At 40.1% G+C, this 26,022-nt stretch carries 29 protein-coding genes and 1 riboswitch; of the genes, 6 read left to right on the forward strand and 23 right to left on the reverse strand.

All coding sequences use genetic code 11. The annotated features are described in order from the left end of the window. Positions 1–61 precede the first annotated feature (61 nt). Positions 62–262: a cold-shock protein gene (locus JOC78_RS10445; protein WP_204555248.1), complete on the forward strand. Its 201-nt coding sequence runs from the start codon at positions 62–64 to the stop codon at positions 260–262. Between the two features lie 112 nt (positions 263–374). Here the strand turns inward: JOC78_RS10445 and JOC78_RS10450 are convergent, their stop codons facing one another. The 4 genes from JOC78_RS10450 to JOC78_RS10465 form a co-directional block, all read right to left on the reverse strand. Continuing rightward, positions 375–560: a hypothetical protein gene (locus tag JOC78_RS10450; protein WP_204555250.1), complete on the reverse strand. Its 186-nt coding sequence runs from the start codon at positions 558–560 to the stop codon at positions 375–377. A gap of 169 nt (positions 561–729) precedes the next feature. Beyond that, positions 730–1,545 (reverse strand): GDSL-type esterase/lipase family protein, encoded by an 816-nt coding sequence (locus JOC78_RS10455; protein ID WP_204555252.1) that lies wholly within the window; start codon positions 1,543–1,545, stop codon positions 730–732. A gap of 144 nt (positions 1,546–1,689) precedes the next feature. Continuing rightward, a complete protein-coding gene (locus JOC78_RS10460; RefSeq protein WP_204555254.1) occupies positions 1,690–1,983 on the reverse strand; it encodes a DUF2653 family protein in 294 nt (97 codons plus the stop codon). Further along, positions 1,971–2,417 (reverse strand): hypothetical protein, encoded by a 447-nt coding sequence (locus JOC78_RS10465; RefSeq protein ID WP_204555259.1) that lies wholly within the window; start codon positions 2,415–2,417, stop codon positions 1,971–1,973. The genes JOC78_RS10460 and JOC78_RS10465 overlap by 13 nt, the downstream gene beginning before the upstream one ends. 240 nt (positions 2,418–2,657) lie before the next feature. Between JOC78_RS10465 and JOC78_RS10470 the strand changes: the two genes are divergently transcribed. Continuing rightward, a complete protein-coding gene (locus JOC78_RS10470) occupies positions 2,658–2,957 on the forward strand; it encodes a DUF6509 family protein (RefSeq protein ID WP_204555263.1) in 300 nt (99 codons plus the stop codon). A gap of 93 nt (positions 2,958–3,050) precedes the next feature. Here JOC78_RS10470 and JOC78_RS10475 read toward each other — a convergent pair whose 3' ends face one another. The 12 genes from JOC78_RS10475 to JOC78_RS10530 all read right to left on the reverse strand — a co-directional run bounded on the left by JOC78_RS10475 (position 3,051) and on the right by JOC78_RS10530 (position 15,445). Then, entirely contained in the window at positions 3,051–3,188 is a 138-nt protein-coding gene (locus JOC78_RS10475) for a hypothetical protein (RefSeq protein ID WP_204555266.1), read from the reverse strand. Between the two features lie 370 nt (positions 3,189–3,558). Continuing rightward, entirely contained in the window at positions 3,559–4,839 is a 1,281-nt protein-coding gene (locus JOC78_RS10480; protein WP_204555269.1) for an acetyl-CoA hydrolase/transferase family protein, read from the reverse strand. 150 nt (positions 4,840–4,989) lie between these two features. Continuing rightward, on the reverse strand, positions 4,990–6,024 hold the full coding sequence (locus JOC78_RS10485) for a ribonucleotide-diphosphate reductase subunit beta (RefSeq protein ID WP_204555272.1): 1,035 nt from the start codon (positions 6,022–6,024) through the stop codon (positions 4,990–4,992). A 15-nt stretch (positions 6,025–6,039) separates the two neighbouring features. Beyond that, positions 6,040–8,265 carry a ribonucleoside-diphosphate reductase subunit alpha gene (locus JOC78_RS10490; RefSeq protein ID WP_204555275.1) on the reverse strand — a complete coding sequence of 742 codons (2,226 nt, stop codon included), beginning with the start codon at positions 8,263–8,265 and terminating at the stop codon, positions 6,040–6,042. A gap of 240 nt (positions 8,266–8,505) precedes the next feature. Further along, a riboswitch (cobalamin riboswitch) is annotated at positions 8,506–8,683 on the reverse strand. 106 nt (positions 8,684–8,789) lie between these two features. Then, positions 8,790–9,620, reverse strand: a complete 831-nt coding sequence (locus tag JOC78_RS10495; RefSeq protein ID WP_204555289.1) for an aldo/keto reductase — start codon at positions 9,618–9,620, stop codon at positions 8,790–8,792. A gap of 124 nt (positions 9,621–9,744) precedes the next feature. Next, complete coding sequence (locus tag JOC78_RS10500; RefSeq protein ID WP_204555292.1) at positions 9,745–10,149, reverse strand: sporulation protein; 405 nt, start codon at positions 10,147–10,149, stop codon at positions 9,745–9,747. 178 nt (positions 10,150–10,327) lie between these two features. Next, entirely contained in the window at positions 10,328–10,957 is a 630-nt protein-coding gene (locus JOC78_RS10505; protein WP_204555294.1) for a metal-dependent hydrolase, read from the reverse strand. A gap of 137 nt (positions 10,958–11,094) precedes the next feature. Continuing rightward, a complete protein-coding gene (locus JOC78_RS10510) occupies positions 11,095–12,018 on the reverse strand; it encodes a DMT family transporter (RefSeq protein WP_204555297.1) in 924 nt (307 codons plus the stop codon). Positions 12,019–12,113: 95 nt separating this feature from the next. Next, positions 12,114–12,422 (reverse strand): hypothetical protein, encoded by a 309-nt coding sequence (locus tag JOC78_RS10515; RefSeq protein WP_204555302.1) that lies wholly within the window; start codon positions 12,420–12,422, stop codon positions 12,114–12,116. Between the two features lie 162 nt (positions 12,423–12,584). Next, positions 12,585–13,763, reverse strand: a complete 1,179-nt coding sequence (locus tag JOC78_RS10520; RefSeq protein ID WP_204555305.1) for a pyridoxal-phosphate-dependent aminotransferase family protein — start codon at positions 13,761–13,763, stop codon at positions 12,585–12,587. A gap of 169 nt (positions 13,764–13,932) precedes the next feature. Continuing rightward, positions 13,933–14,304 carry a hypothetical protein gene (locus JOC78_RS10525; protein ID WP_204555308.1) on the reverse strand — a complete coding sequence of 124 codons (372 nt, stop codon included), beginning with the start codon at positions 14,302–14,304 and terminating at the stop codon, positions 13,933–13,935. A 169-nt stretch (positions 14,305–14,473) separates the two neighbouring features. Continuing rightward, a complete protein-coding gene (locus JOC78_RS10530) occupies positions 14,474–15,445 on the reverse strand; it encodes an NAD(P)/FAD-dependent oxidoreductase (protein ID WP_204555318.1) in 972 nt (323 codons plus the stop codon). Between the two features lie 164 nt (positions 15,446–15,609). On the opposite strand from JOC78_RS10530, the gene JOC78_RS10535 reads away from it, so the two are divergent. After that, positions 15,610–15,750: a hypothetical protein gene (locus JOC78_RS10535; protein ID WP_204555320.1), complete on the forward strand. Its 141-nt coding sequence runs from the start codon at positions 15,610–15,612 to the stop codon at positions 15,748–15,750. Between the two features lie 42 nt (positions 15,751–15,792). Here JOC78_RS10535 and JOC78_RS10540 read toward each other — a convergent pair whose 3' ends face one another. The 3 genes from JOC78_RS10540 to cspD all read right to left on the reverse strand — a co-directional run bounded on the left by JOC78_RS10540 (position 15,793) and on the right by cspD (position 18,618). Beyond that, positions 15,793–17,406 (reverse strand): carbon starvation CstA family protein, encoded by a 1,614-nt coding sequence (locus tag JOC78_RS10540; RefSeq protein ID WP_204555322.1) that lies wholly within the window; start codon positions 17,404–17,406, stop codon positions 15,793–15,795. Between the two features lie 208 nt (positions 17,407–17,614). Continuing rightward, positions 17,615–18,142, reverse strand: a complete 528-nt coding sequence (locus JOC78_RS10545) for a DUF8052 family protein (protein WP_204555324.1) — start codon at positions 18,140–18,142, stop codon at positions 17,615–17,617. A 275-nt stretch (positions 18,143–18,417) separates the two neighbouring features. Continuing rightward, complete coding sequence (gene cspD, locus JOC78_RS10550; protein WP_204555335.1) at positions 18,418–18,618, reverse strand: cold-shock protein CspD; 201 nt, start codon at positions 18,616–18,618, stop codon at positions 18,418–18,420. 350 nt (positions 18,619–18,968) lie between these two features. On the opposite strand from cspD, the gene yhfH reads away from it, so the two are divergent. Further along, a complete protein-coding gene (gene yhfH / locus JOC78_RS10555) occupies positions 18,969–19,100 on the forward strand; it encodes a protein YhfH (RefSeq protein ID WP_204555339.1) in 132 nt (43 codons plus the stop codon). Positions 19,101–19,129: 29 nt separating this feature from the next. Here the strand turns inward: yhfH and JOC78_RS10560 are convergent, their stop codons facing one another. The 3 genes from JOC78_RS10560 to JOC78_RS10570 all read right to left on the reverse strand — a co-directional run bounded on the left by JOC78_RS10560 (position 19,130) and on the right by JOC78_RS10570 (position 22,051). Further along, on the reverse strand, positions 19,130–19,603 hold the full coding sequence (locus JOC78_RS10560; protein ID WP_204555342.1) for a hypothetical protein: 474 nt from the start codon (positions 19,601–19,603) through the stop codon (positions 19,130–19,132). A 30-nt stretch (positions 19,604–19,633) separates the two neighbouring features. Beyond that, positions 19,634–20,539, reverse strand: coding sequence for a GNAT family N-acetyltransferase (locus JOC78_RS10565; protein WP_204555352.1), 906 nt, complete (start codon positions 20,537–20,539; stop codon positions 19,634–19,636). Positions 20,540–20,665: 126 nt separating this feature from the next. After that, positions 20,666–22,051, reverse strand: coding sequence for an aldehyde dehydrogenase (locus JOC78_RS10570; protein ID WP_204555355.1), 1,386 nt, complete (start codon positions 22,049–22,051; stop codon positions 20,666–20,668). A gap of 227 nt (positions 22,052–22,278) precedes the next feature. On the opposite strand from JOC78_RS10570, the gene JOC78_RS10575 reads away from it, so the two are divergent. Further along, a complete protein-coding gene (locus tag JOC78_RS10575; RefSeq protein WP_204555358.1) occupies positions 22,279–23,616 on the forward strand; it encodes a sodium-dependent transporter in 1,338 nt (445 codons plus the stop codon). A 39-nt stretch (positions 23,617–23,655) separates the two neighbouring features. On the opposite strand, the gene JOC78_RS10580 is transcribed toward JOC78_RS10575, so the two are convergent. After that, complete coding sequence (locus tag JOC78_RS10580; RefSeq protein WP_204555361.1) at positions 23,656–25,173, reverse strand: FAD-dependent oxidoreductase; 1,518 nt, start codon at positions 25,171–25,173, stop codon at positions 23,656–23,658. A 210-nt stretch (positions 25,174–25,383) separates the two neighbouring features. On the opposite strand from JOC78_RS10580, the gene JOC78_RS10585 reads away from it, so the two are divergent. Further along, positions 25,384–26,001: a YitT family protein gene (locus JOC78_RS10585; protein ID WP_204555364.1), complete on the forward strand. Its 618-nt coding sequence runs from the start codon at positions 25,384–25,386 to the stop codon at positions 25,999–26,001. Positions 26,002–26,022 lie beyond the last annotated feature (21 nt).

Genomic DNA, 26,022 nt, shown 5'->3' on the forward strand with positions numbered 1-26,022 from the left:
GGCAAGAATTGAGCAAGGATAGTAATACAATGTGTGCAAAGCACACGAGGAGGAAACACAAATGGAACAAGGTAAAGTAAAATGGTTTAATGCAGAAAAAGGTTTTGGATTCATCGAGCGCGAAGGTGGAGACGATGTATTCGTACATTTCTCAGCTATCCAAAGCGAAGGCTTCAAGTCTCTTGACGAAGGCCAAGAAGTAACTTTCGAAGTTGAGCAAGGTCAACGCGGACTTCAAGCTACTAACGTTCAAAAAGCATAATATTAACCGACATATATAAAACAGACTCTATTGCAGAGTCTGTTTTTTTGTTATTTTTATTCTCTGTTTTCTTCATTATTAAAAATCAGTGCTTCGACTTTCACCTAACGGTTTATTTCTCTATTTTTTCAGCCTTTCCTTTCTTCTTCTCATCAGCAAACACCCATCCATAGTACCCTACCCAGAAAATCACAATGGGCACCAGCCATAAAAATGGAACTTGCGGAACATAGATCATAATAGCAATAATAGCAAAGAACGCCAGCGGCAAAAGCAAGAAATATTTTTTCCAATGCAAACCGATTCCCCCTTTCTTTCTATATTACCAAATAAAAAGTTAGAATATTTATAAAATAATATTTTTTACTGATTAAATGTGCCTCACCCTTTAAATCCTCATTATTTAGCAGTTCATATATAAAAAAACAGCCGGTCAATTAATGGCCGGCTGTTCAGCTAATCCTGCGTTAAGCTGATCTTGCATATGGTTTTTTCTTCAGCTGATTTAAAATTTGTTTCGAAATAGCTTCATATCCCATCGCGTTGGGATGTACGCCATCTGACGATAGATACTGCAAATGCTCACTGTTAATCACTTTGGTCGTCTCTACCACAATGGCCATATCCAGTTTTTCAGCGACTTCATAAATGTTCACATTCCACTTAGGCAGCAGCTGGTTAGCAAGTGTATATAGCTCATTTTTTTGTTTCAATGGATTATATAGTTCCAATAACACGATGGTTGCATTTGGATTCAATTCTCGAATTCTCGATGTGGTATTTGTTAAATTCTCCACAAATGTCGTTTGCATGTTTTCATAGATATTAATCACTTCTTTAGGCTCTGTGTCTTTAACCGCCTCAAGCACGTCATTTCCCCCGACATTGATTGTAATTAAATCCGCTTGTTCAATTTGCGTATCGAATTCCCCTCTTTGCACCAGCCGGTTTAATTCAGTGCTTGTCACCCCGAGGATTCCTTCGTTGTAAACAAAAACCTGCTTATCTGTCTGCCGCTCCAGTTCGTTTGAGAATTGGTAGACAAAACTTTCATTATCTTCTGAACCCATTCCTGAAATAATGGAATCACCGATCGCCAAATGATTCAGCTGACTTTTGTTTAAGCTAGTAAAATAATCAATATACGAAAATGACTGCTCGGTCGAGACAGGGAGAGACTTATTTTTCATTTTCTCAATTTGATATGTGGGATAATACAGCCAGCCAGAGACTCCGACAGCAGCAGAGATCAGTAAAAAGATGAATATTTTTAAGATTTTCATTTCCTTCTCCTTTGCTACTAAATCACTTTAGGTAAATTATTCGCACCTTAATTTACCAGCTATTTATCCACATTTTTAACTCTTTTGGCGATAAAAATACCTCATATAAATAAAAACATTCCCTCGTTAAAGGGAATGCTCTCATTAATTAATAGAAGCGATGATGCCTTCTTCGTCATCAAGAATGAGTTCGATTCCGGAATAAGGATCTCGATTCATTTCTGACTGCAGCCAAAAACGCACGGCTTCAATGATATTTCTCGTATTATATTCTATCTTTCGTCCATGGATCATCACTTCAGCCGAAAAAGGATCTCTTTCCTCATCATCATATATGAGTTCAACCTCTACTTCTTCCGGTGATATTTTCTTTTGATCAGCTGTATAGAGACAAATGGCATTGACTAAATCCTGTTCAGATGCTGTTAGCTTCTCCATGGATTGGCTTCCTCATCTTCTTTGCGTTTTTTCAGCAATGTAAACACCTTTCGAATCACAACGATCAGAGCAATAACGGCCAGAGCATTAATCATAAAACCAAGAATCGCTCCAAGGGCTCCCAAGTTTCCTAATAAACTGCCTAGGAGCAGTCCAGCTAGTCCCCCAAATAAAATCCCTTTCATTAGACCGCCTTTTTTGCTGGCAGCTGAATTATTTTTAACGGTGTCTTTCGAAGTCGATTTTTTGTCACCGGAATTGATTTGTGAGTTGTTGTTTTGATTAGTTGACGAGTTGTTGCTGTTGAAACTTTTCGTTCCTGACTTATACTTCTTGGCACTTGCCGTTTCATGCTGATCTTGAAGAAGCAATCCTCCAGCAGGCGTAAGCACCAATGCAAGTGTTAAAAATGCGGCTAAAAATTTTTTTACCATTAAATTTCGTTCCTCCAAAAAAAATAGATTTTTTTCATAGGCAGGACATTTGCCTATTGTTTATATACGATAAGTATCAGTAAAAGGTTTCATTTTTTTGTTTTTGGTATCGCTACATGCGTTTTTCAGACATTGAAATCAGTTCTTATCACTTTGAAGATGGGTATGTTAAAATAGGAACGTTCATTAAAGCATAGAGCATTGAAACACACTATTATTTTAAAGGATGGATTAAAAAAAATGAATATTAACCGCCATACGATTGAAGTAATTGAAGATCCATTTGAGCTTTTGACTGGGGATCGCTTTGAGCTGCGCCTTTACGCGGAAGTGGATGAAGAGGACGAGTTATATACGGAATCTGGATTTTATATCCGTGTGCTCTATTTAGTGGAAAATGGAGAAGAGAAAATTATTAACTATTTTCTACACGATCGAGCCACAGATGAAGTGTTGGATTTTGAACTTGAAGAAGATGAAATTACTGCAGTAGAAGAATATTGCAAAAGTGTGTACGCTGCTTTACCAGAAGAAGAATAATCATATAAATACCCCGCCATCTGCTGTATGCTGACTTGGCGGGGTTACTGATTGACTTCTGCTTGTAAATCCGTAATGATCACGTCCTTTTATTTAATTGGCTTTTTTATAGTATTCTTCTAGCTGTTCTTCTGTTAAATGATTAATAAAGTGATAAAAGTTGATTGATTCGATGCCAAGACTTTCACAAGTTTCCGTATAATATTCATAAGCTTCTCGATACATTCCCATTTTGTTTCCCTCCCTGTTATATAACAATTATTGTTTCTTGTTAATAATATATAACAGAAGAAATATTCTGTCAATACTTCTGCCCAAGATTCATGGGAATTTTCAGATTTTTTTGGCGATAGATAGATGAAGTCTGACGGCTCTGTACATTTTAAAAACTTACAGCTGATTTTCACAGCAGGATGCTTCGCTTTCTGCGATACGTGCGGTAATACCCCAGGAGTCTCGCACCTTTCCTATCAACGGGATTCATCTTATACTTCCCTTAAGTTAAATAAAAACCCAGAAATGTTCCAAATAATTTACGAAACATTCCTGGGTTTGTTAGTTAAGATGAAGTTTTGCAGTACGATCCGATTATTTTCATTCTTTACATATAGCCTATTTTCTTCGCTTCATGCGCAAGTTCTTCACGAAACTTTGGATGGGCAATTTCAATTAAAGCTTTTGTACGCTCACGGATTGTTTTTCCGCGAAGTTTAGCCACCCCATTTTCCGTGACCACATAGTCCACATCATTTTTAGACGTAGTGACCGGCGCACCTTGCGCTAAAACCGGAACAATCTTAGAGATTTGATCTTGTTTAGCTGTCGAGTGAAGACAGATGATCCCCCGTCCTCCTTCTGACATTCTTGCAGAAATGCCAAATTCCGCTTGTCCGCCTGAAGAAGACCAATAGAGAGGACCTACTTTTTCAGAGTTGCACTGACCGAGGAAATCCACTTCCACTGTGGCATTAATCGTTACCATTTGCTTAATTTGAGAAATTCGGCATATATCATTCGTCTGGCTCACTGGCAGCATAAACACATCTTCATTCTGGTGGAGAAAATCATACAACCTTTGTGTGCCGAATGCGAAAGTGGCTGTCGTTTTGCCAGGGTAATCTGAGCGTCCAAGATTAGAAACCGCTCCGCTTTTATAAAGATCAACTAATTTATCCGGAATCATTTCTGTAAAAATGTTTAAGTCTCTGTGATTTCCTAACGAGTTCATTACTGCGTTCGGGATGGAGCCGAATCCAATTTGGAGACTGTCTCCGTCTTTAATCAGATCCGCGATATACTGGCCGATTTTTTGATCTTTTTCTGTTATAACCGGTGTAGGCGCCTCTAGTAAGGGCTGGTGATTTTCAATTAGCGCATCCACTTCTGAAATATGAATTTGATTCATTCCGAATGTCCTCGGCATATGCTGATTGACTTCGAGCAGTACGGTTTTAGCTGATTTGATCAATCCAGACGTATAATCGCAATTCGTTCCTAAAGAGAAGAATCCATTCTCATCCATCGGTGAAACGGTAGCCATAATCACCCGCTGCTTCGTTATTTCAGGAAGCAGTGTAGCCAAGTCTGAAAAGTGGTTCGGAAGCAGATCTACTTCCCCATCATGAAATGCTTGACGATCGCCTTTCGCTAAAAACATGGAAACCACTTTAAGCTGAGATGGATCTTTTTTAATAAACGGCCTTGCTGTCAGCATTTGATATAAGCGGTTATCCTGCAAGTCATTTCTATTTTCAAGCGCTTCCAATAATGCCGGCGGTTCTCCTGGAATCAAAGGGACAATAATATCATCCCCTGCTTCAATTTTGGCAGCCGCAACTTCTGCGCTTACTAATTTCTCTTTATATTTTCTCTCACTCGACATCTTCCACACTCCTCTATAGTGCAATCCTCTTGCTGCAACTAGCGGCAGTTTGCCGTTTAAGTTTATACCTATTTATCATATACGGTTCACTCTGCCTGTCAAGAGGATACTTTATTATTCAATTTTTTCTAAAAAGAGTCAATTTGTGCTTCACAAATCATCAAACCCATTGGCTTCGCTCGTTTTTGTATACGCCCGAGACTTTTGTTCAAAGAAGTCTGTCTTGCCAAGGTCCACTTCTTGATAAGCAATAATCCAGCGCATCGGGTTTGTGCGAAAGCCTTCATATGGTGCTTTAAATCCCATCTGCTCCGCGCGTTTATTCGCCATAAATCGAATATAGTCACTCAACTCATTCATATGCAACCCTTCAATTTTATTCCCAATAATAGACTCTCCCCACTCCATTTCAAGTTCAGCCGCTTCTCGAAATGCCTCTGTCCCAAACGACTTTAATTCTTCTGTATCATACTCGGGATTTTCGGCTAAAACTTCTTTAAATATTTTTTCAAAAATCCCTACATGAATTTGTTCATCTCGATTGATGTAATTAATCATCGTACTTGTCGCCACCATCTTTTGGTTTCTTGCGAGATGATAGAAGAAAGCAAAGCCCGAATAGAAGAACAATCCTTCTAAAATCACGTCGTAAATGATCGATTGCAGGAAGTTTTGAACAGTTGATTCTTTTGCAAAAGAAGTATACCCTTCTGTCACAAAGGCATTTCTCTTCTGTAAAATGGGATCATGCCTCCAGTAATTGAACACCTCATCTTGAACAGCTTTATCGGTGACACTAGACAGCACATAACTATAGGAATGATTATGAATCACCTCCTGCTGAGCAAGAATAATCATCAGCGCCTGCAGGCTAGAGTCAGTTAAGTAGTCGGCCGCTCTCGAAGCATAATCCGTTTGAATGCTGTCTAAAAGCGCCAGCAGTCCAATAATCTTTAAAAAGGATTCCTTCTCTAAAGAATTCAATTCCGTAAATTGCTGGCGGTCCTTTGACATATTGATTTCAAATGGGGTCCAAAAATTTCCGAGCATCCTCTTATAAGTGGGATACGCCCATTTAAACCTGACATCATCCCAGTTTAAAATGTTTGAACTTTCCCCATTCACAATTCCCGTCGACCGGTTCGGTGCTGTAATATCCACTAGCTTTCTTTTCATTAATTCCATCTTTTTCACTCCTTCTTATGAATGACAGCTTTCACAATCATCAATTTCTGATCCTGAAGTGGATCTGACGTAATACGTGGTTTTAAGCCCTGAGATCCAAGCATCCATATGCAAAGCTAATAAATCCTTGGCTTTTATATCATTTTTCACATACAAGTTAAAAGAAATCGACTGATCAATATGGCGCTGACGCTTGCTGTTTTGCTGAATGCTCCAATGCTGGTCAATCAAAAATACCTGCTTATAGTACCAATGAGTAGCTGAATTTAAATCCGGAGCTGTCACAGGAATCTTGTAATCTCGTTTTTCCTCCATGTACTCTTTGCGGAAGATCGGATCAATGCTCGCGGTAGACCCTGCGATCAGTGAGGTCGACGAGTTTGGCGCAACTGCCATTAGGTAGCCATTTCTCATCCCGTTTCTTTTCACCTCAGCCTTTAGCTGCTGCCATTGATCCGAATCATATTGCCTTTCGTTAAAATATTCTCCTGTTTCCCATGCTGAGCCTGTAAATACAGGGTAGGCACCTTTTTCTTTCGCAAGTTCCATGCTGGACTGGATCGTTAAATAGGCGATTTGTTCGTATAATTCATCACAGTATTGCACCGCTTCTTCCGTCTCCCAGCCGATTTTCTTTAACGCCAGCAAGTGCTGCCACCCGAACGTGCCTAAACCAATCCCGCGGTATTTCTTATTTGTCACCTCTGCTTGTTTCACTGGAATGTCATTTTTTTCTATGACATTATCAAGCATCCGGACTTGAATGGGGATCAGCCTTTCCAAAACCCCGTCACTTACCGCTCTAGCCAATGAAATAGATGACAAGTTGCACACGACATAATCACCAGGAATTTTCGTTGTGATGATTTGTCCGTCATTAATAATTTCTTCCTGCACAGAAGTTGCACTCATATTCTGGGCAATTTCCGTACATAGATTGCTTGCATAAATAATTCCTTTATGATGGTTGGGATTTTGCCGATTCACTGTATCTCTGTAAAACATATAAGGGGTTCCCGTTTCAAGCTGTGAGATCATTATGGCTTTCATAATATCGATCGCCGGCACCCTTCTTCTGCTTAAAGAAGGGTGATTGACGCAGGCTTGATAGTTTTCTCTAAACGTCCCTTCTCCCCTTTTTTCATCAAAGAAATCCTCTAAGGAAAAGCCCATTGTCTCTCTTACTTCATGAGGATCAAACAAATGCCAGTCTTCCCTAGCTTCAACGGCTTCCATGAATAAATCGGGCACTGATACGCCTGTAAATAAATCATGCGTGCGCCTTCTTTCATCCCCATTGTTCAGTCTTGTTTCTAAAAACGAAAAGATATCTTTATGCCACACGTCCAGATATACCGCAATGGCACCTTGCCGCTGACCGAGCTGATCGACAGAAACAGCTGTATTATTCAATTGTTTCATCCACGGAATGACACCCGAACTTTTGCCTTTAAACCCTTTAATACTGCTTCCCTGGCTGCGGATTTTCCCAAGATACATGCCGATTCCCCCGCCATTTTTGCTCAAATTCGCGGCGTCTGTATTCGCGTCAAATATCCCTCGCAAGCTGTCTTCTACTGTATCAATGAAGCAGCTGGATAACTGGCCATAGGATTTTCCTGCATTCGCAAGTGTCGGAGTCGCCACCGTCATATACAGATTAGACAATGCCCAATATGCCTCTTTCACATATTCCATGCGTTTAGAAGACGGCTCGTCCATCATTAATGTCATCGCAATAATCATCCAGCGTTCCTGTGGCAATTCAACTGTCTGCTTCTCATAAGTTTTAGCTAAATACCGTTCGTTTAACGTAATGATTCCGATATAGGTAAACAACTGATCCCTTTCAGGACACATCTCTGATTCAAGCAATGAAATTTCTTCAGGTGAGTATGATTCCAATAATTTGCTGCTATAGATTCCTGCTTCTGTCAAGAGCTGAATCAAGTTAAAGAAATGGCCATATCCATTTGCTTGATTTCTTACAGCTGAAGCCTTGTCATATAAAGAATTTAAATACAATTGAGCGGCTACATACGTCCAGTCCGGTTCTTCAGCCGATATTTGTTCTACAGCTGATTGAAGGAACAGCTGATGGAGCTCTTCTTCGGTCCAATCTTGTTTTGAGGCTAGAATGCGCTCTACTTTCTCTTTCCACATTTGTGTGCTTATGTTTAAATCCTCTCGTTTTAATTGCTGAATAGCTGTTTCAGCCAGTTGATGGATAGTGTTCAACAATTTGAATCCCCCTTATTACTTTCTTTTTTTAAAATAACAGTTTACTAGATCTGCTCATTCATGATTCATTTCGGTTTGAACACAAAAAAAGCCATCGATCCGTATGAAAGCGGAAAGATGGCGAAGAAGATCAATTATCATTTAAAATAACCTACTTTACAGAATCTATATTTCTGCATAATCAAGGTTATTATTAATCAATTGTTTCCCTCACGCTATCTTCCCAACTCCCGAAGAAGATTAAACGCATGAAAAAAGGCAGGTCTCCTGACTTATGCTTCACCCTCCCTTGGACCCTTCCCGTCATTAAGACAGTGGATATGCCCAGGTTGTCAGCATTTACAGTTGCGGGAACAGTTTTGGATTTTCACCAAATTCCCTTTTAAGCTTCCATAGCACCTTTTAACCGGTTTACTAAATATAGATGTTTAATTGTCATAACACACTAAATATTGTGTCTCACTCATTATAGTAAAAGAAATCTACGAATGCAATCCTTCTTTTCTATCAAGCCAGACTTTATTTTAGAAATCAAAATGATCAGGATCTGGACCGATGCGATCGTCTTCATTCAATCCTTCAATTGCAGCCATTTCTTCATCAGTCAAAGAAAAATCAAACACATCTGCATTTTGTACAATTCTGTCTTGATGAACAGACTTCGGTATCGTCACAATTCCATTTTGCAGATCCCAGCGTAAGATCACTTGTGCTGCTGTTTTGCCATATTTATCAGCCATTTCATTTAATAAAGGCAGCTGCAGCAGCTTCCCTTGGCCAAGCGGAGACCATGCTTCTATTTGGATATTGTTCTCTCTGCAATACTCTCTCAGCTCTTTTTGTGATAATTTCGGATGTAATTCCACTTGGTTGACCATTGGCTTGATTTCACAGTCTGCCATCAGATCATCTAAATGATGAGTTTGGAAATTGCATACGCCAATTGCCCGCACTTTGCCTTCTTTATAAAGCGTTTCTAGCGCTCTCCACGTTTCTTTATATTTATCTTTGACCGCCCAATGGATTAAATATAAATCCAGGTAATCAGTATCTAATTTTTTCAGGCTTGTTTCAAATGCCTGCAATGTCGATTCATATCCTTGATCGCTATTCCACACTTTTGAAGTTAAAAAGATCTCTTCACGAGATACTCCAGATTCTTTTATTCCTTGTCCGACACCTTCTTCATTGTCGTAAACCGCCGCTGTGTCAATGCTGCGATAGCCTGATTGAAGCGCCCATTTGACAGAGTTGACGACCTCTTCTCCATCTTTTGCTTGCCAAACTCCAAGTCCAAGCCAAGGCATGCCAACTCCGTTAGATAATTTCGTTTGATCTTGTAAATGCGCTGCCATCAAAAAAACCTCCTCTATTTTCCACTTATTAATTTACTATTATTTTCGTATAACAACAAATAATTTGTCTTTTCGTAAAGATCGCTGACAAACAAATAGAGCAGCCTTATTCAGCTGCCCTTATTTATCTCACAACAATTTCATCTTCATCTGTAGGGTCTACGGATTGCTTTATATCGACGATCGTCCGCAGAAACGTTTGGTTCTCCTCATCTGTAAGAGGGTGGTCTTTCGGTAGCTCCATTTGAAAAGGAAGTCTCTTTTCTTCGTCCACCTCGATATTTCGATGAACATCAAGTACAACCTCTTTAATTTCTTTGTCATGATAAGAGAAGTCGCTGTCTTCCCGCACTTCTTCATATCGAAGCAAAAGCTGCAGTGTCACCTTGCTGATCGGCTCTTCAGCCTGGCCTCCGTTGATCACTACCTCCCCTTCAATTAATTCTCCCGGTTTCACTTCAGACTTAGGTATAATCGTGTCTACTTTCACACTGCCAATTCCGATACTTGATAAAAAATCCTTCCACATATAAGTCATCCTTCCAGTCGCAATCTAATGTTATGTTTTCCATTCCCTTCATTTTTACTAATTAATCTTTCTTTTTGACCCTATTTTAACTGCAATTAAAAAAATTATATCTTGAATTTTGCACATATTGTATTTAAAAAATAAGCTGTTTCATAAGTGTTCTTATGAAACAGCGATTTTAAAATTCTTTTTGAAAGAAAGGCAAGAACCATTTAACCCCTCTTTTATTGACAGGCCACACTTTCATGTCGGCAACTAAGTGACTGGCATATCCAGCAACCGCCGTAATAAAGCTTCCTTCTAAGTGAACGGATTGTTCAAAGTGCCATCCAATGAAACCAAAACAGGCCACTCCGATGATCGAATGGGTTAACGTTCTGTGTGATAAAAAGGATGAAACCGCTATAAATACACTCAGAAGCATGACCCATACCACATTCGTCTGCCAGCCGATATAAAAGAGAAACACACCTGTTAAGAAAAGCATCGTTCTTTGTTTGATAAATAAACGCGGCAGCAATAGTAAACAAAGTCCAATGGCAATTCCAGCAGACTGCATAAATCCGCTCTTTTCTAAATAGCTGTAAATACTTAATAAAATGCCTGCTGCTGAAAAAAAGGTAATCAGCCACTTTTTAGATACTGTAATTCGATTGGAGAGCTTACCGTTAACATCTAAGTCTGGCGCTAAGCCAGAAAGCGCTCCGAGCCCCACTAACGATACAGTTGAAAATGGATCGGTATGTAAATAAACAGCAGCCCCAAGCCCTGCAGCTGCTCCGATCGTTAAATGGGACGATCCCTTCATTGTCATCCTTCCTTTCTTATCAACTTTTACCATTATAACAAACAAGCGTTCTTATTACACACAAAAAAAGAGCATTTACCTCGTCTCCCCCATAGTCCAGCTAACAAGACATAGAATGGAGACAAAGAAATGCTCTTTTAAGATTTTTCAGAAATTTCTAAAGAAGCGCTTGCTGCTTGGGGAGATTTGGTCGATAGATAAACTCCTAAAACAACAAATATACCACCCGCTGCCTGGTACCAAGCCAAATGCTCTCCGACAAAAATCATGGCAAAAATAGAAGCAAACAAAGGAATAAAATTAAGGAAAATTCCTGCCTTATTCGGGCCAATTTCGGCTACCGCTTTATTCCAAGAAGTAAAAGCAACGACAGAGGCAAAAATGCCGACATAGCCGATTGCGCCAATAGATGAAATAGACCAGTGAATGTCTTCGCCATAAACAAACAATTCCCCTAAAGACAAAGGAAGCAAAAAGCAAATTCCAATCAGCATGGCTGCCCATAATACACTATAGCCTGGCAGCTGCTTAGAATAATTCTTTACTAGAATTGAATAAACACTCCATAAAACCACAGCGGCCACGACCATTAAATCGCCTGCATTAAAGGCAAGTGAAGTTAATATCGTCCATGATCCTTGCGTTAAAATGAAGAATACTCCACAAATAGAAATAATCGCGCCGATCAGCTGATTTTGATGAAGCTCTTCTTTTAAAAATAGAAATGAGAGCATAAAAATAATGATTGGGGTAGATGAATTGACAAGCGACGCATTGATAGAAGTCGTATAATGCAAGGCAATGTATACAAGTGTGTTAAAGCCTGCAACACCCGTTGCGGCCATCACAAATACAATCTTCCAATGTTTTTTTACTAGCGGCCAATCCGCTTTCAGCCTTTTTCGGACAAAGGGGTAAAAAAACACAAAGGCTGTGCACCACCTTAATAAGGATAAAGTGACTGGAGGAATATCAGAGGCCACCGCTCGTCCAACAACAAAATTCCCGCCCCAAATAATTGTTGCCAATATTAACAGTACATATGGAGATTTTGCATTCAAATTAACTTCACCTCTTACTAACCCATTTCTCTGTAATTATGTAGAAAATCGTTCCAGAAGTAATATATGAAAACCCGCTAATCAGCGGGTTTAAATTACTTTTGTTCAATGACTTGCAAGAGCCAGTCTTGAACAGATTCTATATATATAGCTGGAATATCCATCTCAGCGAGCACCGTGCCTTGGCCAATAATCTTTAACACTGGCACTATAGCAGGTTTTTTAGGATTCATAGAATAAACAACTGTATCAATATGTTTGATTGGTATGCGTACATTCGTGATTAGGCCTTTACTGACTAAATAATTATTCTCGGCCTTAATGCAGTTCTTCTTCCACAGATACTCTTGATCTGTCACTGTACAATCCAATTCAAATGATTCGTTATCCGTTACGATCGCCATGCTTAAGACCCCTTTTTTTATGATAGAACTTTGACTTTTACTAAGGTATCAGCTTCAATCGATTTTGTAAACAAAAAGATGATTAAAATACAAAGCCCCTCCATTATCGGTCGATACTTTCGGTTAAACCACTCGATAATGTAAGGGACTTGTAAATTCTAATTATACATTGATCAGTTGACTTGCTGCTTTCATGGCAGCGCCTTCTTCAAATGCAAACCCTTCTTCTCTAAGAACATCTTCTAGAGCTGCCAGCATATACGTCACATTTTCCTGGCGAGCGTTATAGCCCATCAAACCGATACGCCAAATTTTCCCTTTCAGATCTCCTAAACCTCCGCCAATCTCTAAGTTATACTTTTTCAATAATTGGCTGCGCACTTTTCCATCGTCAACCCCTTCAGGAAGGACAACTGATGTAAGCTGAGATAAGCGATACTGTTCTTCAACTAACAGTTTTAGACCCATTGCTTCCAATCCCGCATGCAAAGCATCACCATATGATTTATGGCGAGCATACACATTCTCAAGACCTTCATTGACAATCAGGCGCAAAGACTCTCTTAAAGCATAGAGCATAGAAATCGGTGCTGTGTGGTGGTAAAAGCGTTCGCTGTCTTCACTCCAGTAAGCTTGGATCATGGAAAGATCCAGATACCAGCTTTGCACCTTTTGTTTACGGCGAGACATTACTTCCATCGCCCGGCTTCCCAGTGTAACCGGCGCAAGCCCTGGGGGAGCACTTAAACATTTTTGTGTGCCGCTGTATGCTGCATCGACTCCCATTTTATCAATCTCTGTCGGACAGCCTCCAAGGCTTGTGACCATATCACAGACCAATAGAGCATCATGCTCATGAACGATGCGGCTAATGTCTTCTAGCGGCTGCCGTACGCCTGTCGACGTCTCCGCATGAACCAATGCTACAAGCTTAATATCCGTATTTTCTTTTAAGGTCTGTTCAATGTCTTCAGGTTTGATAATACTGCCCCAAGGAGCTGTTACTTCAATGACTTCTGCCCCGCAGCGTTCAGCGACATCAACCATTCTTTGGCCGAATAATCCATTAACTCCTACGATCACCTTGTCTCCCGGCTCTAATAAATTAACAAAAACCGTCTCCATCCCCGCGCTGCCGGTGCCGGACATGGCCATTGTCGCTTTATTTTCAGTTTGATAGACTTGGCGAAGCAAATCCATCGTTTCGTCCATTATTTTTAGAAAGTGAGGATCTAAATGTCCTACTAATGGAGTTGCCATGGATTTTAACACATGAGGATGAACGTCACTTGGTCCTGGTCCCATTAAAATTCTTTTAGGCGGCATTAATTCGTTAATCATATGTATATTCCTCCTTTTCCGCTATTATATCATGTATATGGAAGGGAATGACAAGCGATAAATTTTATAATTCAGACTTTTATCAGGAAAGGAGAAGGAGTTGAGGAAGCAGTTATAACTAACAATACACATAAAAAAAACGAGGAGGGCCTCGTTTTCAAAAATAGAATTATATCGCTTTCGCTTTTGTTTTTGTTTTAGCTCTTGCTTTTATATGAACACGGGGATTTTGTTCTTTTAAACTTTTGATCAATCTCTTCGTATTTTTCATGACGAAAAGGTACGATACGTTTGACCTTGTAAAAACTGCGATATGCTTCTGTTTTCCAACGATTTTCTCGGCTGTCTGTTTCAAAGTTGATTGTCTCACGATTTGGTCCATCTCTACGACTTCGACAATATCGGACATAGGAATTCTCGTCTCGCTGAATCCAGTATTGACGACTAAGAATCCATGATCTATTGAATATCCAGAATAATGTTTTCTAATCAAATAAACGGATAGGGCTGCGGCTGCGATCGCAAGTAAAAACAGCTCCATGGGTACACCTCCTGCTGCTATATTTTTTACTTTGCAGTTAAATTTTATTTAGTCTGCTCCCTATTACTCTACCCGTTTTTTTGGTTTTTAGCCGCTTAAATTTAACGATATTTATTAAAGTTTTTTGTCTGTTATTTGATCATTTTTAATTGTAAAAATATAAAGCGCTTTATTCAGCCTTTTGGCTTTGTTTAATCTTTTCTCCTGCGGCTTTCCCCGATAAAAAAGCACTTTCAACTCGAGAACCGCCTTGGTCGTCAGGAAATAAAAACGCATCACCTGAGACGAATAAGCTGTCATCGTCTCCAATTGTTAAAAATGGCTGTCTATACAAATGTTTCGCTTCTGAGTACTTCCACCTTTTCAGCTGAACGGATTGAATATCAGCTCTGTCTATTGAAGATTCCGTCTTCTTAATTATTTGTTCAACTATTTCTTCATCATCCTCGTTAAAGTGCTGATTCGACCATTCCGCCGTCATGTATACCGTTAGGATCGGTTTATCCGACATCCCTTTCGTCATGTGATTGACCATTCGATCTACACCGCCTGCAAGATTCTCTTTCAGAAAACCTGTTTCATTCCACTTCGGAGAATGTTTCATTTCTGCCAGTAAGACAAGGCAAGTATGGAACTTTATATCGTCTAAACGTTTAAAGCCCTGTAAATTTTCAAGCTCGCTATTTTTTAAAAGATCTGCACTTTGCGGAGCCGGCGCTGTTAAGATGACCGCCTTTGCTTTAATGCCTATAGGCTGTATCAGCCATCCCTCTTCTATCGACTCAAGAGCGGTCACTTGCGTATTTAACTTTATATCCATTCCTTTAGATAGCTGTTTAGCTAAATGATTCATGCCTTCAATAGCCATGTATCTCGGATGGTCTTCTCCGAACCATTTCTTGACCCAGCCCTTTTCAAGCCACTCATCCACTTTTTCCTGCAGTCTTTCTGAACGGACAGTAAAAAACTGCGCGCCATGGTCCGCTTTCCCGCTGCCGATTCTTCTTGTCGCGAGCCTGCCGCCTACACTTCTGCCTTTATCAATGAGTAATACACGCTTTTTAGCCTCTATCAGTTCTTCTGCTGCTGAAATCCCCGCTAATCCCGCCCCAATAATCACTGCATCATATAGTGTTTCCATCATCCCACTCCTATTTACCGTTTATTTAAACCATATGCGTTCAGTCACTCTTTGACAACTGTGGATAGGCTCGAAACATGTTTAAGGCATGTGAAAAAAGTGAATAAATGTTAAGAGGGTGAGCATAAAAATGTAGATGCAGTCGTTCTCTAAGGAGGATGAATATGGAGAATAAAGAAATGAATAAATTACTGTTGCGTTTGAACCAGCTAGAAGAAAAGGTGCTGGAGTTAGACGATAAACTTCAAAAAACGCAGCATGACTTAAAAGAAATGAAAAAGGAAAACCTTAAATTAATGAAGTAATACAAAAGCCGGGGATTGGATATTCCCCGGCTTTTGTATGGTTTATGCTTTAATAGATGAATCCTCTTTTGCAGTTGTCAGTGAACGCCATGCTTCTATTACTAATACAATGCATAGAACGAAAAGAATAAAAGAAGCACCTGCCAAGAAGTAATTGCCTCCTGCAAAGTTCTTCTGCATAAGCACAAGCAATGCCGATAACGTGACTATGAACATGAAGACCATCGGAACAATGGTAAACCAGGCTTTGACTCCTGTTTTAATCAACCATACACTTACCGCGAGCAAGGCGATTGCGCCAAGCATTTGATTGGCTGAACCGAACAGCGGCCAAACTGAGCTCCATGTACCTGATAAAGCTAGCGCGCCAGCACCGGTCACTATAGTGACAGTAGCAACATGATTATTAGAAAATACCTCTGAACGGTTCTCTGCAAATTCTTGAACCGCATACTTCCCTAGTCTAGTTGCTGAATCTAAAGTGGTCATTAAAAATGCAGAAGCTGTGAGTGCTGTGAAAGTAACAGCAGTTACCTCCGGAATCCCCCAGTGAGACATAAAGAATCCAACACCCGCAGAGAATGTGCCAATCGGTCCGCCCAGTTCAGTCATACGTGCCGCAAATTCAGCTTGTGATAAATAAGCAACCGCACCGATCGCGATAATGGCCAGGAAGCCTTCTAACAGCATGCCTCCGTATGTGATAAAGCGGCCATTCTTTTCATTGTCTAACTGCTTTGCTGTTGTTCCGGACGATACAAGAGAATGGAACCCTGATACGGCACCGCAAGCGATCGTAATAAAAAGTATAGGGAACATAAATCCTAGCGTTTCATTGTGAAATCCAGTATAACCAGCCATTTTAATGACAGGATTAGCTAATATGATACCTAAAGCTGCTCCGGCAATCATGCCGTAAAGTAAAAATGAATTTAAATAATCCCGAGGCTGCAAAAGCATCCAGACAGGCATAACCGATGCCAGGTAGGCATATAATAATAGAATTGCTACCCACGCCCCGCCGCTCAGCTGAAGAGGAAATTGAATACCCATCCAAATACTAAAGACCATGGCAGCAACGCCAATCACACTGGCAAGTACAAAATTCATTCGAAGCTGGTTGACTAAGAATCCAAACACCATCGCAATGCCGATAAATAGAACAGAAGCAGTAGCGGCTTCTGGAACTGCGACAAATGTATCCCTTACCAAGATGACAAACACGCCTACTATAAGCATAAGTGTCGCAATTGAAAAGGCTAAAAATAACGTTTGTCCGCGTTTGCCCATATATTCTTTGATAATTGTTCCTACAGATTGTGCACGGTGGCGAATCGAAGCTTGAAGCGAAGCATAGTCATGTACGCCTCCAATAAAGATGCTCCCGATGATGATCCAAATGACAGCCGGAATCCATCCGAATACCACCGCTGTGATCGGACCAACAATCGGACCTCCCCCTGCGATTGTCGCGAAATGATGCCCTAGTAAAACCGGCTTTTTAGCAGATACATAATCCACGCCATCAGCCATCGTAACGGCTGGCGTCGGCCGGTTAGGGTCTACCCCGAGCTTCCTATCTAAAAATTTTCCATACGTAAAATAAGCAATGATAAATATAATACCGGCTATAGCTAATAATGTTAATAAGCTCATTGACTTTCCTGCGCCGATAGCAACGGATATTTTTCACTTATAGCGCGCACCTATCTGTAAACAGATGCCGCATATTTGAAATCCTGTCACTTTTTTAGACGGTTCGCAGGAATTCACCTCTTTTCTCAATAAATTATTGTGCCATCATATTTTTTTGATTTTTCAGTTTTTTATAATTGCAGCTAGTTTTCATTTTTGTTAAAAAAGGCTAGGTAGCGCCCCCTTCAATAAATGTTTGTACTGGTTCGATAAATGGTTTGCCTTTTTTATGAATGTGGATGTTTCGTTTCGGTACTTCAAGGATAGATAGATACATTTCTGCCCAGCCATGCATGCCATATTTTAAAAATTTGACCTTCCTGAATTTGGATACCCATTGAATCGTCTCTTTATCAACTGGCTGATCCGTAATGATGATTGCTGTAAACACCGTTGACATATGCTCTTGATGCTCCGGCAAAAACTCTTTCATCGAGACTTGCATATCCTCGATCATTTGATGAACGAAAGACATGCTGATCGGCTGATCGGGGGCTGCAGCAAAAATAATTTGCTGGTTTTCGACACCCCACACTTTCACTTTTTTAGTGAACATATAACGCTCATCTCTGCGTTTATACACAGCTGAAAAGGCAAGCGGTGTTCGGCCAATCGTTTCATTTCGTTCCACATCAAAAAAAGGCACATATAAATTGCAAAGATCATGAACAAACTTTTTTACTGCTTCTTTTTGCATCATTACATACCCCTCATCCGTACTTTCCATTTTTCATTACAGTTGTCTCTCCTGCCGAAGAAACTGCCTGTATGAGCCACACCTCCTATTTTTTAAATTATCTGATAAATAAGATTATTTTCATTATATTAAAAAATCTTTTAAAAATACAGAATTTTTTTATTATTTTTCACATGTTTAGCTTTAATTTAAAAAGATCGTAAGCAACCGCTTGAAAAATCAGCTGGAACATAAAAAAGGCGGTGCTGTTAGCACCACCTTTTGGCTATTTAAAATTAAAGTTTTTCTACGTTAGCAGCTTGAGGTCCGCGTGGTCCTTCAACAACTTCGAAAGATACGTTTTGACCTTCTTCTAATGATTTGTAGCCTTCGCCTTGAATAGCGGAGAAATGTACGAATACATCGTCTTGTCCTTCAACTTCGATGAAACCGAAACCTTTTTCTGCGTTAAACCATTTTACTTTACCTTGTAACATGTCATTTCCTCCTCGCGCTAATGCGCACATTCATTCTTGCTGTTTGTTACTATTTCAAGACGAAACCACTTTTAAACAAAGTTGCTCTCTTTGAAAAGAACGTAAACAACTGTCTAAACTATATCATTTTGAGCGTGAAATAGCAAGGAATATTCAAATTTTTTAATCAGAATCCTCCTAACTATACCCATTTATTCTCATGCTCACAAAATGAACATTTTTCTTTTTTAATCCGAAAAATAGTTAAAACTTTTAGATAAACAGCCCTTAACATAATCTCACTTCAAGCATAAACTGTATCATAACAGAGAAAGAATAAATAAACTGTATTATAAGAGGAGGGATGCAACATGATGAGTCCATTAGAGTTTTTCAAAAACTTGCCTAAAAAGATGTGTGCTGAATGCGGTGATCATATCGATGAGCAAGCAGAATCTTACTTGATTGAATGTGATCGCTGCTTATCTAAGAAGGAAGAATAAAAAAAGCTGCATAGGCAGCTTTTTTTGGTTTATAGATCTAATCTTTTAGCAATCGTATATAAGTTTTCTGGTATATCCAGTTCAACTTCTCCCTCAGGCGTTGCCCATAACCGAATCAGTTCCAGTTTATCTAAACTTAGAGAAATTTGGCTCATCATTGACTTAATTCGGTATATATCCGGGTTAGCCATGATAAATAATGTTGGGGCTATGGCTGTTTGCTGAAACCTCATCATCTTTTCAATTTGATCTGCCGCATGCGTTCTCAACTGGCTGTTATCAAACACCGTTGATTTTTTTTGCCTTCTGCTTTGCGATCCTTTCGCTTTAACCACAATGTGCCAGCCATCTTTTTCTGCTACAAGGTCAGGATCTGACACGGACATGGTTTCCTGTAATTTCCACCCTTTTCTTCTTAAAAATTGTGCTGTGATATCAACTACTTCATCTTGATTCATAATATGTTCATCAGGAACTTTCAATTGATTCACACTGATTGGCAATCTACTTTACCTCCCTGTTTTGATTGGCGCTCATCTATGCTCTAATTGCATATTAATATGCAATAGACTCTCGTCTAACTGGCTAGACGCGATTTCCTTAAATCCAAAAGATTGATAGAAATCCTTTTGGTGATCCCTTGTCTGCAGCTTGATTACCTGTTCATTCCAATCAAATTGCAAAAAGTCTACTGCCTGCCTCATCATTTCCTTTGCATACCCGCGTCCGCGATATTTCTTTCTTACAAGCATTTTCCCAATGGAGGCTTCGTCATGCTCCGTTTTTCTCGGCAGCAGGCGCATATAAGCAAGAACCTCGCCTCTTTCTTCAAGGAAAATATGCATGGCTTCTATATCAAATTGATCAATCTCCTGGTGAATGCACCCTTGTTCAATGACAAATACTTCGACCCGAGCCTGCAAGATATGATATAACTCTTCTGTTGTCAGCTCATTAAAATATTTTTGCTTCCATTCACGAACAGGAATGGAATGGACAGGAAGTTCGTCAAATAACGGCCCGATTTGCTCCCTCATAATGACCTCTAACTTACTAAACAATTCATCAATTAAAGGCTGAACTGTTGCAAGCGGATCGGTGAAAATATATTCATAATAAGGACTTCTTACAGGCCCCTTTAATCTCGTTCTGTACAATGGCTGGTCGATAATCACTTGATCGACTCCGACCGATTGCAGCCGAGTTAAATAAAAGCGAAGAACGACTCCTCTTGCTTCATTGTGTTTCAGCGCTGATTCTCCACCTAGATACTGAACCGCCGCAAATTGTCCGTTCGCCCCCGGAAACGCACCTTTAATGACGGCAGGAAAGCTAAATGGAATACTTTCTTTCCCTCGTTTGCCTGCATAAAGCTTCAAACTGGCTAACCTGTGGCATAACTCATAAAATAGCTCTTTCCCCTCGATGTCTAAATTCATGGAGACACCCCTTTTCATAACATTCTGATTATTTTTAATTCGACATGGTTACTTTATTATCCTTTTCTCTTCTTTAAAACTATTAGCAGAAAAAAACCTTTCCAAGAAGAAAGGCTTTTCTGTTTCTTATTTTAAGAATTTACGAATTACGTTCACTTTGTCTCCATACGGCGGGAAAATTAAATCAACCGAAAAACGAGTACTCTTTTTCAAAATGCTTTTATGATGGGAAAACGTATCAAAGCTGAATTTGCCATGATAAGCGTTCATTCCAGACGGTCCTACCCCACCGAACGGCAAATATGGACTGCCCACGTGCGAAACTGTATCATTGACACAGCCCCCGCCAAAAGAAATGGATTGGAGCACTTTTTCTTCAATCGCTTTAGACTCGGTGAATACATACAAGGCAAGAGGCTTAGGGCGTTCATTCACTTTCCTGATTACTTCATGCAGTTCCTGATAAGAAATAATCGGCAGAATGGGGCCGAATATTTCATCCTCCATCGAAGAGTCGGACCAATCAGCCTCTAAAAGGGTTGGCGATACATATAAGTCTTCCTTGTCTGTCTCACCGCCAAAAATGACTTTTTCATGATCTTTCCTGATAATATCTCTTAGGCGGTTAAATTGTCTCTCATTGACTATACGGCCAAAATCAGGACTCTCCTTAGGATCCGATCCGTAAAAATCAAAAATGGTTTGCTTTAATTTTTCAACAAATACATCTTTCACATTTTGGTGAACCAGCAGATAGTCGGGCGCTACACAAGTTTGTCCCGCATTCACGAGTTTCCCCCAGACAATTCGCTTGGCAGCAAGGTCTAAATCAGCCGTTCGGTCAATAATCGCCGGGCTTTTGCCGCCGAGCTCCAATGTGACAGGTACAAGGTTTTCTGCAGCTGCCTTCATGACCACTTTACCAATCGGCACACTGCCGGTAAAAAATATATAATCGAAAGGGGAGTGAATGAAAGCCGACGTAGTTTCCTTCTCCCCTTCTACTGCAAGTATATATTCTGGATCAAACGTTTCATTAAGCATCCGTTTGATCAGTGCTGAGGTATGCGGGGTGTTTTCAGAAGGTTTAATAATCGCACAATTCCCAGCGGCCATCGCGCCTATTAATGGTTCGATCACTAGCTGAAAAGGATAATTAAACGGCCCGACAATGAGCACAGATCCGTACGGTTCAGGTGCAATCCAGCTTTTAGACGGCATTTGGTGAACCGGTGTTTTCACTTTAACCGGTTTCGCCCATTGATCCATATTTTTCAGCATATTTTTTATACTATCAAGTGTGAATCCCACTTCTGTCGCATAGGCTTCAAATTCACTTTTACGCAGATCTTTATATAATGCATCCAAAATTTCTTGTTCATTTTCTACTATTACTTGTTTGAGCTTTAGCAGCTGTTTCTTCCGAAAAGAGATCTCTTTCGTCTTCCCTGTATGAAAAAACTCTTTCTGACGATTAATGAGTGCTGCTGCTTCCTCTTTTGTCTGAACCATTATTTGGCCTCCCTTAAATGTTGATCATCACTATTTGCATTTTACTTTCTCCTCTGCTTTTTTCCTACTAATTTGCGTTCACTTGAATGAACAAATTGATCCATTTATGTAGAATAGCCGGAAAATGTGGTTATTTTATCTGTCAAAAAAATTCTGAAATTACTTTTCTATTCAATTAATCTATTATATGATGGAAAAATAAAAAAAGAGAATGGGAGTATTGTTATATGAATCAAACAGAACAATGGACATCAAAGATAGGCTTTATCTTAGCCTCAGCAGGGTCGGCTATTGGAATCGGCGCGATTTGGAAGCTTCCTTACGTAGCCGGTACAAGCGGCGGCGGCGCTTTTTTCCTTCTCTTTCTACTGTTTACCGCATTAGTAGGTTTACCGTTGTTACTTGGAGAATTTGTCATTGGCCGCAGTACCCAAAAAGAAGCCATTAGAGCTTATCAGGATATTGCCCCTAAAAGCTTTTGGCCTGTAACTGGCTACATCGGGGTGATTACCTGTTTTATTTTACTGTCTTTTTACAGTGTTGTTGGCGGCTGGATCTTACATTACTTATTTTTAGCTCTGACTGGAAAACTAAACGGAACATCGGATTTCGCTGCTTTGTTTGGAGAAACAATTACTTCTCCTTTATCAGCCGTTGGTTTCCAATTCGCTTTTTTATTCATTACGATTATGGTTGTTGCACGCGGAATTCAAAATGGTATTGAAGCAGCAAATAAATATTTAATGCCGGCCTTATTCTTAATCTTTATTATCATCATCATTCGATCCTTAACATTAGAAGGGGCAATGGAAGGTGTTCAATTCTTTCTACAGCCTGATTTTACCAAATTATCGTCAGAAGGCGTATTATTCGCTCTTGGACAGTCTTTCTTTTCATTAAGTGTCGGTGTATCTGTAATGGTGACGTATAGTTCCTATTTAGATAAAAAACAAAACTTGCCTAAATCGGCCGTGTCGATTGTCAGCTTAAATGTCATTATTTCTTTATTAGCTGGTCTGGCGATTTTCCCTGCAGTATTCTCATTGGGACTCGAGCCTGAAGCAGGCCCGGGGCTTCTATTTATCGTACTACCGTCGATCTTTCAGCAATTGCCTTTTGGCATCATCTTTTTAATCTTATTTTTAGCCTTATTCCTGTTTGCGACACTTACCTCAGCATTTTCAATGCTTGAAATTATCGTCGCATCCCTGGCCAAAGGAGACAGCAGTAAACGAGTGAAGCTCTCTTGGATCTCGGGTCTCTTAATATTCATCGTGGGTATTCCTTCTGCTCTATCTTTTGGCGTACTAGGTGAAGTCACTTTATTCGGAAAAAACATTTTTGATTCGGCTGACTTTTTAGTAAGCAATATTCTCATGCCGATTGGCGCATTTTTAATTGCTGTCTTCATTCCAATGAGAATGGATAAACAGCGGCTGATTGAAGAATTATCTAAAGGGGCAGGCAATGTAAAAAGCTGGTTTGCCTTGTGGCTGCTGCTTCTCAAGTATATCGTCCCATTAGTGATTGTAGTTGTGTTTTTAGATGCCATTGGCATTATTTAAGGGAAAGGCCTCAGTCCGGCAGTGACTGAGGCCTTTTTGTTAGTTCGTATGATTCTCGCCTAACCGTTTTAAAGGTTTTTTTGCAGGTCCTTCAACAACTTCTCCCGACACACTGAACCTTGAACCGTGACAAGGACAGTCCCATGTCCGTTCGGCGCCATTCCACTCACATTCACATCCCATATGCGTACAGGTCGTATCCACTAAATGCACGGAGCCGTTTTCTTCTTTAAATGCTCCTGCACGTTTGCCTTCCCAATTAATGACTACGCCTTGATTAATGGGAAGCTCTTCATTATTCTTAAAGAAATAATCCAGCTTGCCTTTGACAAACAAAGCGGCTACATTGCTTGTCTGTTTCACAAAGTTCGCTACACCTGGCTGCGCTTTAAAGCGGTCTGGCGAGAAGAGCTCTTCATACCGGTTCTGTTTATTTAACATGAGATCCGATAGCAGCAATGAAGCGGCTATGCTAAGTGACATGCCCCACTTTTGGTAGCCCGTAGCCACGAATATATTTTCATCGTCCTTTATACGCCCAATGTATGGAATTTGATCGAGAGTGATTAGATCCTGGGCGGACCAGGTGAACAGCACTTCTTCTACACCAAATTCTTGTTCAGCATAGTCAATCAGCGCTTGGTAATGTTCTTCTGTCGGCTGACCTTTACCTGTTGGGTGGTTCTCACCGCCTATTAACAGGATCTTCTCTCCTTTAAAGGCCGCACTTCGAATCGAACGCGTCGGCTGTTCCGCGTTGATATACATACCGGCGGGAATCTCGCGTTTAGGTTTAATAGCGATAATATAGGAACGCTCTGCATGCATGCGGGCAAAATAAAACTCTTCATCAAAAAACGGAAAATGGCTGGCGATGACGATGGAGTTTCCTGTAACTTTCAGCCCTTGATCTGTGATGACCGTTACTTTATCCCCTTTTTCTACATCTATAGCGGTTGTATGTTCGAATATTTCACCGCCATGATCTTTTATAAAATTGACTAGGTAGCTTAAAAAAGCAACAGGATGAAATTGTGCCTGGTTTTCCATCACAACCGCCTGTTTAAAGGGGATATCCCAAGGCATGGATTCTGCTTCTCCTCCTGCAATACCTAATCGCTCATAAGCTTCTGCTTCCTTCCTGACCTTTTCTGCTTCTGTCTCTTCATTTGTAAATACATAAGCATCCGTGTCTTCCCAGTCACAGGAGATTTGTTCGTTTTTCGCAAGTGAACGAGCCCATTCGATCGCCTCTATATTAGCCTCATAATACAATTTCGCCTGTTCTTCATTGAGTGTTTGCATCAGCTGGTCATATTTTAAACGATGCTGGGCTGTCAGTTTGGCTGTTGTATGTCCAGTTGTTCCATTCACCAATTCAGACGCCTCTAAAAGCACCACTTTCCTGCCGGCTTTCGTCAGTAAATAGGCGGTCACTATGCCGGTAATTCCTCCGCCGACAATGACAGTCTCAGTAAATAAGTCGTTATTCAACGCAGGAAATGACGGAATTCGTTGGCCGTCCTTCCATAATGGTTTTCTATTGATATGATCCATCTTGCTGCCTCCTTCACTTTATCCATACATATATGTTTCCTATTCAAAGGAAAAGTATGCCAAAATCATAAATAAATTCTGCTGAAGGCGGATCACTAGATGCTTGCATAATCATTGTGTATTTATTAATAAATTCTCTGCAAAGACTTTTTATTATCTGATTTTTATGTTAGTTTAATACGTATTGAGAAAAGAAGCGGGGGAATGGGTTTGTCTTTAGGAATAAAAATGCTCGGATTAGCCATTGGAGCTGTAATTCAAGGAACAGCTATGTCTCTATTTTTGTTTCCGCATTTTATTTCTTCTGGCGGAGCAGCGGGAATCAGCATTATCTTAAATTATTTGATTCAAGTGCCCTATGCAGCCACATTATGGGCGTTAAATGCCGGCATGATTGTGCTTGCGTTTAAATGGCTCGGGAAGTCAAGCGCGATCGGCACCCTGTACTGTGTCTCTATTACTTCCGTAACAATCCATTTCCTCTCGCCTGTAGTCACTGAGCCTATAAGCAATATCTTTATTGATTTATCGGCAGGTGCTTTGATATTCGGAATAGGGCTTGGCATCCTGTTTCGTCTCGGTGCCTCGTCTGGAGGAATGGATATTCTGGCTTTGATCATTTCAAAATTACGGGGTGTTAAACCAGGCCGGACGTTATTTTATATTAATACATCGATTTTGCTTCTGACGGGAATCATTGTCGATGTCCGCACAATCGCCTATGCCATTGCTTGCCAATGGATCGCGACAAGAGTGATTGACCTAATCGGAACGATCTCATTTGAGAAGAAGACTTTTCCAAATATTCAAATTAGCAAAGACGGATGATTTTTAGGCACAATAAAAAAA

This window comes from Bacillus ectoiniformans (genome assembly GCF_016908875.1).
Taxonomy (GTDB): Bacteria; Bacillota; Bacilli; order Bacillales; family Domibacillaceae; genus Bacillus_BX; species Bacillus_BX ectoiniformans.

Bases quoted from the DNA above. Each gene is read 5' to 3' on its own strand.
- JOC78_RS10445 (WP_204555248.1), top strand. From the start codon at position 62: ATGGAACAAGGTAAAGTAAAATGGTTTAATGCAGAAAAAGGTTTTGGA.
- JOC78_RS10455 (WP_204555252.1), bottom strand. From the start codon at position 1,545: ATGAAAATCTTAAAAATATTCATCTTTTTACTGATCTCTGCTGCTGTC.
- JOC78_RS10460 (WP_204555254.1), bottom strand. From the start codon at position 1,983: ATGGAGAAGCTAACAGCATCTGAACAGGATTTAGTCAATGCCATTTGT.
- JOC78_RS10465 (WP_204555259.1), bottom strand. From the start codon at position 2,417: ATGGTAAAAAAATTTTTAGCCGCATTTTTAACACTTGCATTGGTGCTT.
- JOC78_RS10470 (WP_204555263.1), top strand. From the start codon at position 2,658: ATGAATATTAACCGCCATACGATTGAAGTAATTGAAGATCCATTTGAG.
- JOC78_RS10475 (WP_204555266.1), bottom strand. From the start codon at position 3,188: ATGGGAATGTATCGAGAAGCTTATGAATATTATACGGAAACTTGTGAA.
- JOC78_RS10480 (WP_204555269.1), bottom strand. From the start codon at position 4,839: ATGTCGAGTGAGAGAAAATATAAAGAGAAATTAGTAAGCGCAGAAGTT.
- JOC78_RS10485 (WP_204555272.1), bottom strand. From the start codon at position 6,024: ATGGAATTAATGAAAAGAAAGCTAGTGGATATTACAGCACCGAACCGG.
- JOC78_RS10495 (WP_204555289.1), bottom strand. From the start codon at position 9,620: ATGGCAGCGCATTTACAAGATCAAACGAAATTATCTAACGGAGTTGGC.
- JOC78_RS10500 (WP_204555292.1), bottom strand. From the start codon at position 10,149: ATGTGGAAGGATTTTTTATCAAGTATCGGAATTGGCAGTGTGAAAGTA.
- JOC78_RS10505 (WP_204555294.1), bottom strand. From the start codon at position 10,957: ATGAAGGGATCGTCCCATTTAACGATCGGAGCAGCTGCAGGGCTTGGG.
- JOC78_RS10515 (WP_204555302.1), bottom strand. From the start codon at position 12,422: ATGGCGATCGTAACGGATAACGAATCATTTGAATTGGATTGTACAGTG.
- JOC78_RS10520 (WP_204555305.1), bottom strand. From the start codon at position 13,763: ATGATTAACGAATTAATGCCGCCTAAAAGAATTTTAATGGGACCAGGA.
- JOC78_RS10525 (WP_204555308.1), bottom strand. From the start codon at position 14,304: ATGGAGCTGTTTTTACTTGCGATCGCAGCCGCAGCCCTATCCGTTTAT.
- JOC78_RS10530 (WP_204555318.1), bottom strand. From the start codon at position 15,445: ATGGAAACACTATATGATGCAGTGATTATTGGGGCGGGATTAGCGGGG.
- JOC78_RS10535 (WP_204555320.1), top strand. From the start codon at position 15,610: ATGGAGAATAAAGAAATGAATAAATTACTGTTGCGTTTGAACCAGCTA.
- JOC78_RS10540 (WP_204555322.1), bottom strand. From the start codon at position 17,406: ATGAGCTTATTAACATTATTAGCTATAGCCGGTATTATATTTATCATT.
- JOC78_RS10545 (WP_204555324.1), bottom strand. From the start codon at position 18,142: ATGCAAAAAGAAGCAGTAAAAAAGTTTGTTCATGATCTTTGCAATTTA.
- cspD (WP_204555335.1), bottom strand. From the start codon at position 18,618: ATGTTACAAGGTAAAGTAAAATGGTTTAACGCAGAAAAAGGTTTCGGT.
- yhfH (WP_204555339.1), top strand. From the start codon at position 18,969: ATGATGAGTCCATTAGAGTTTTTCAAAAACTTGCCTAAAAAGATGTGT.
- JOC78_RS10565 (WP_204555352.1), bottom strand. From the start codon at position 20,539: ATGAATTTAGACATCGAGGGGAAAGAGCTATTTTATGAGTTATGCCAC.
- JOC78_RS10570 (WP_204555355.1), bottom strand. From the start codon at position 22,051: ATGGTTCAGACAAAAGAGGAAGCAGCAGCACTCATTAATCGTCAGAAA.
- JOC78_RS10575 (WP_204555358.1), top strand. From the start codon at position 22,279: ATGAATCAAACAGAACAATGGACATCAAAGATAGGCTTTATCTTAGCC.
- JOC78_RS10580 (WP_204555361.1), bottom strand. From the start codon at position 25,173: ATGGATCATATCAATAGAAAACCATTATGGAAGGACGGCCAACGAATT.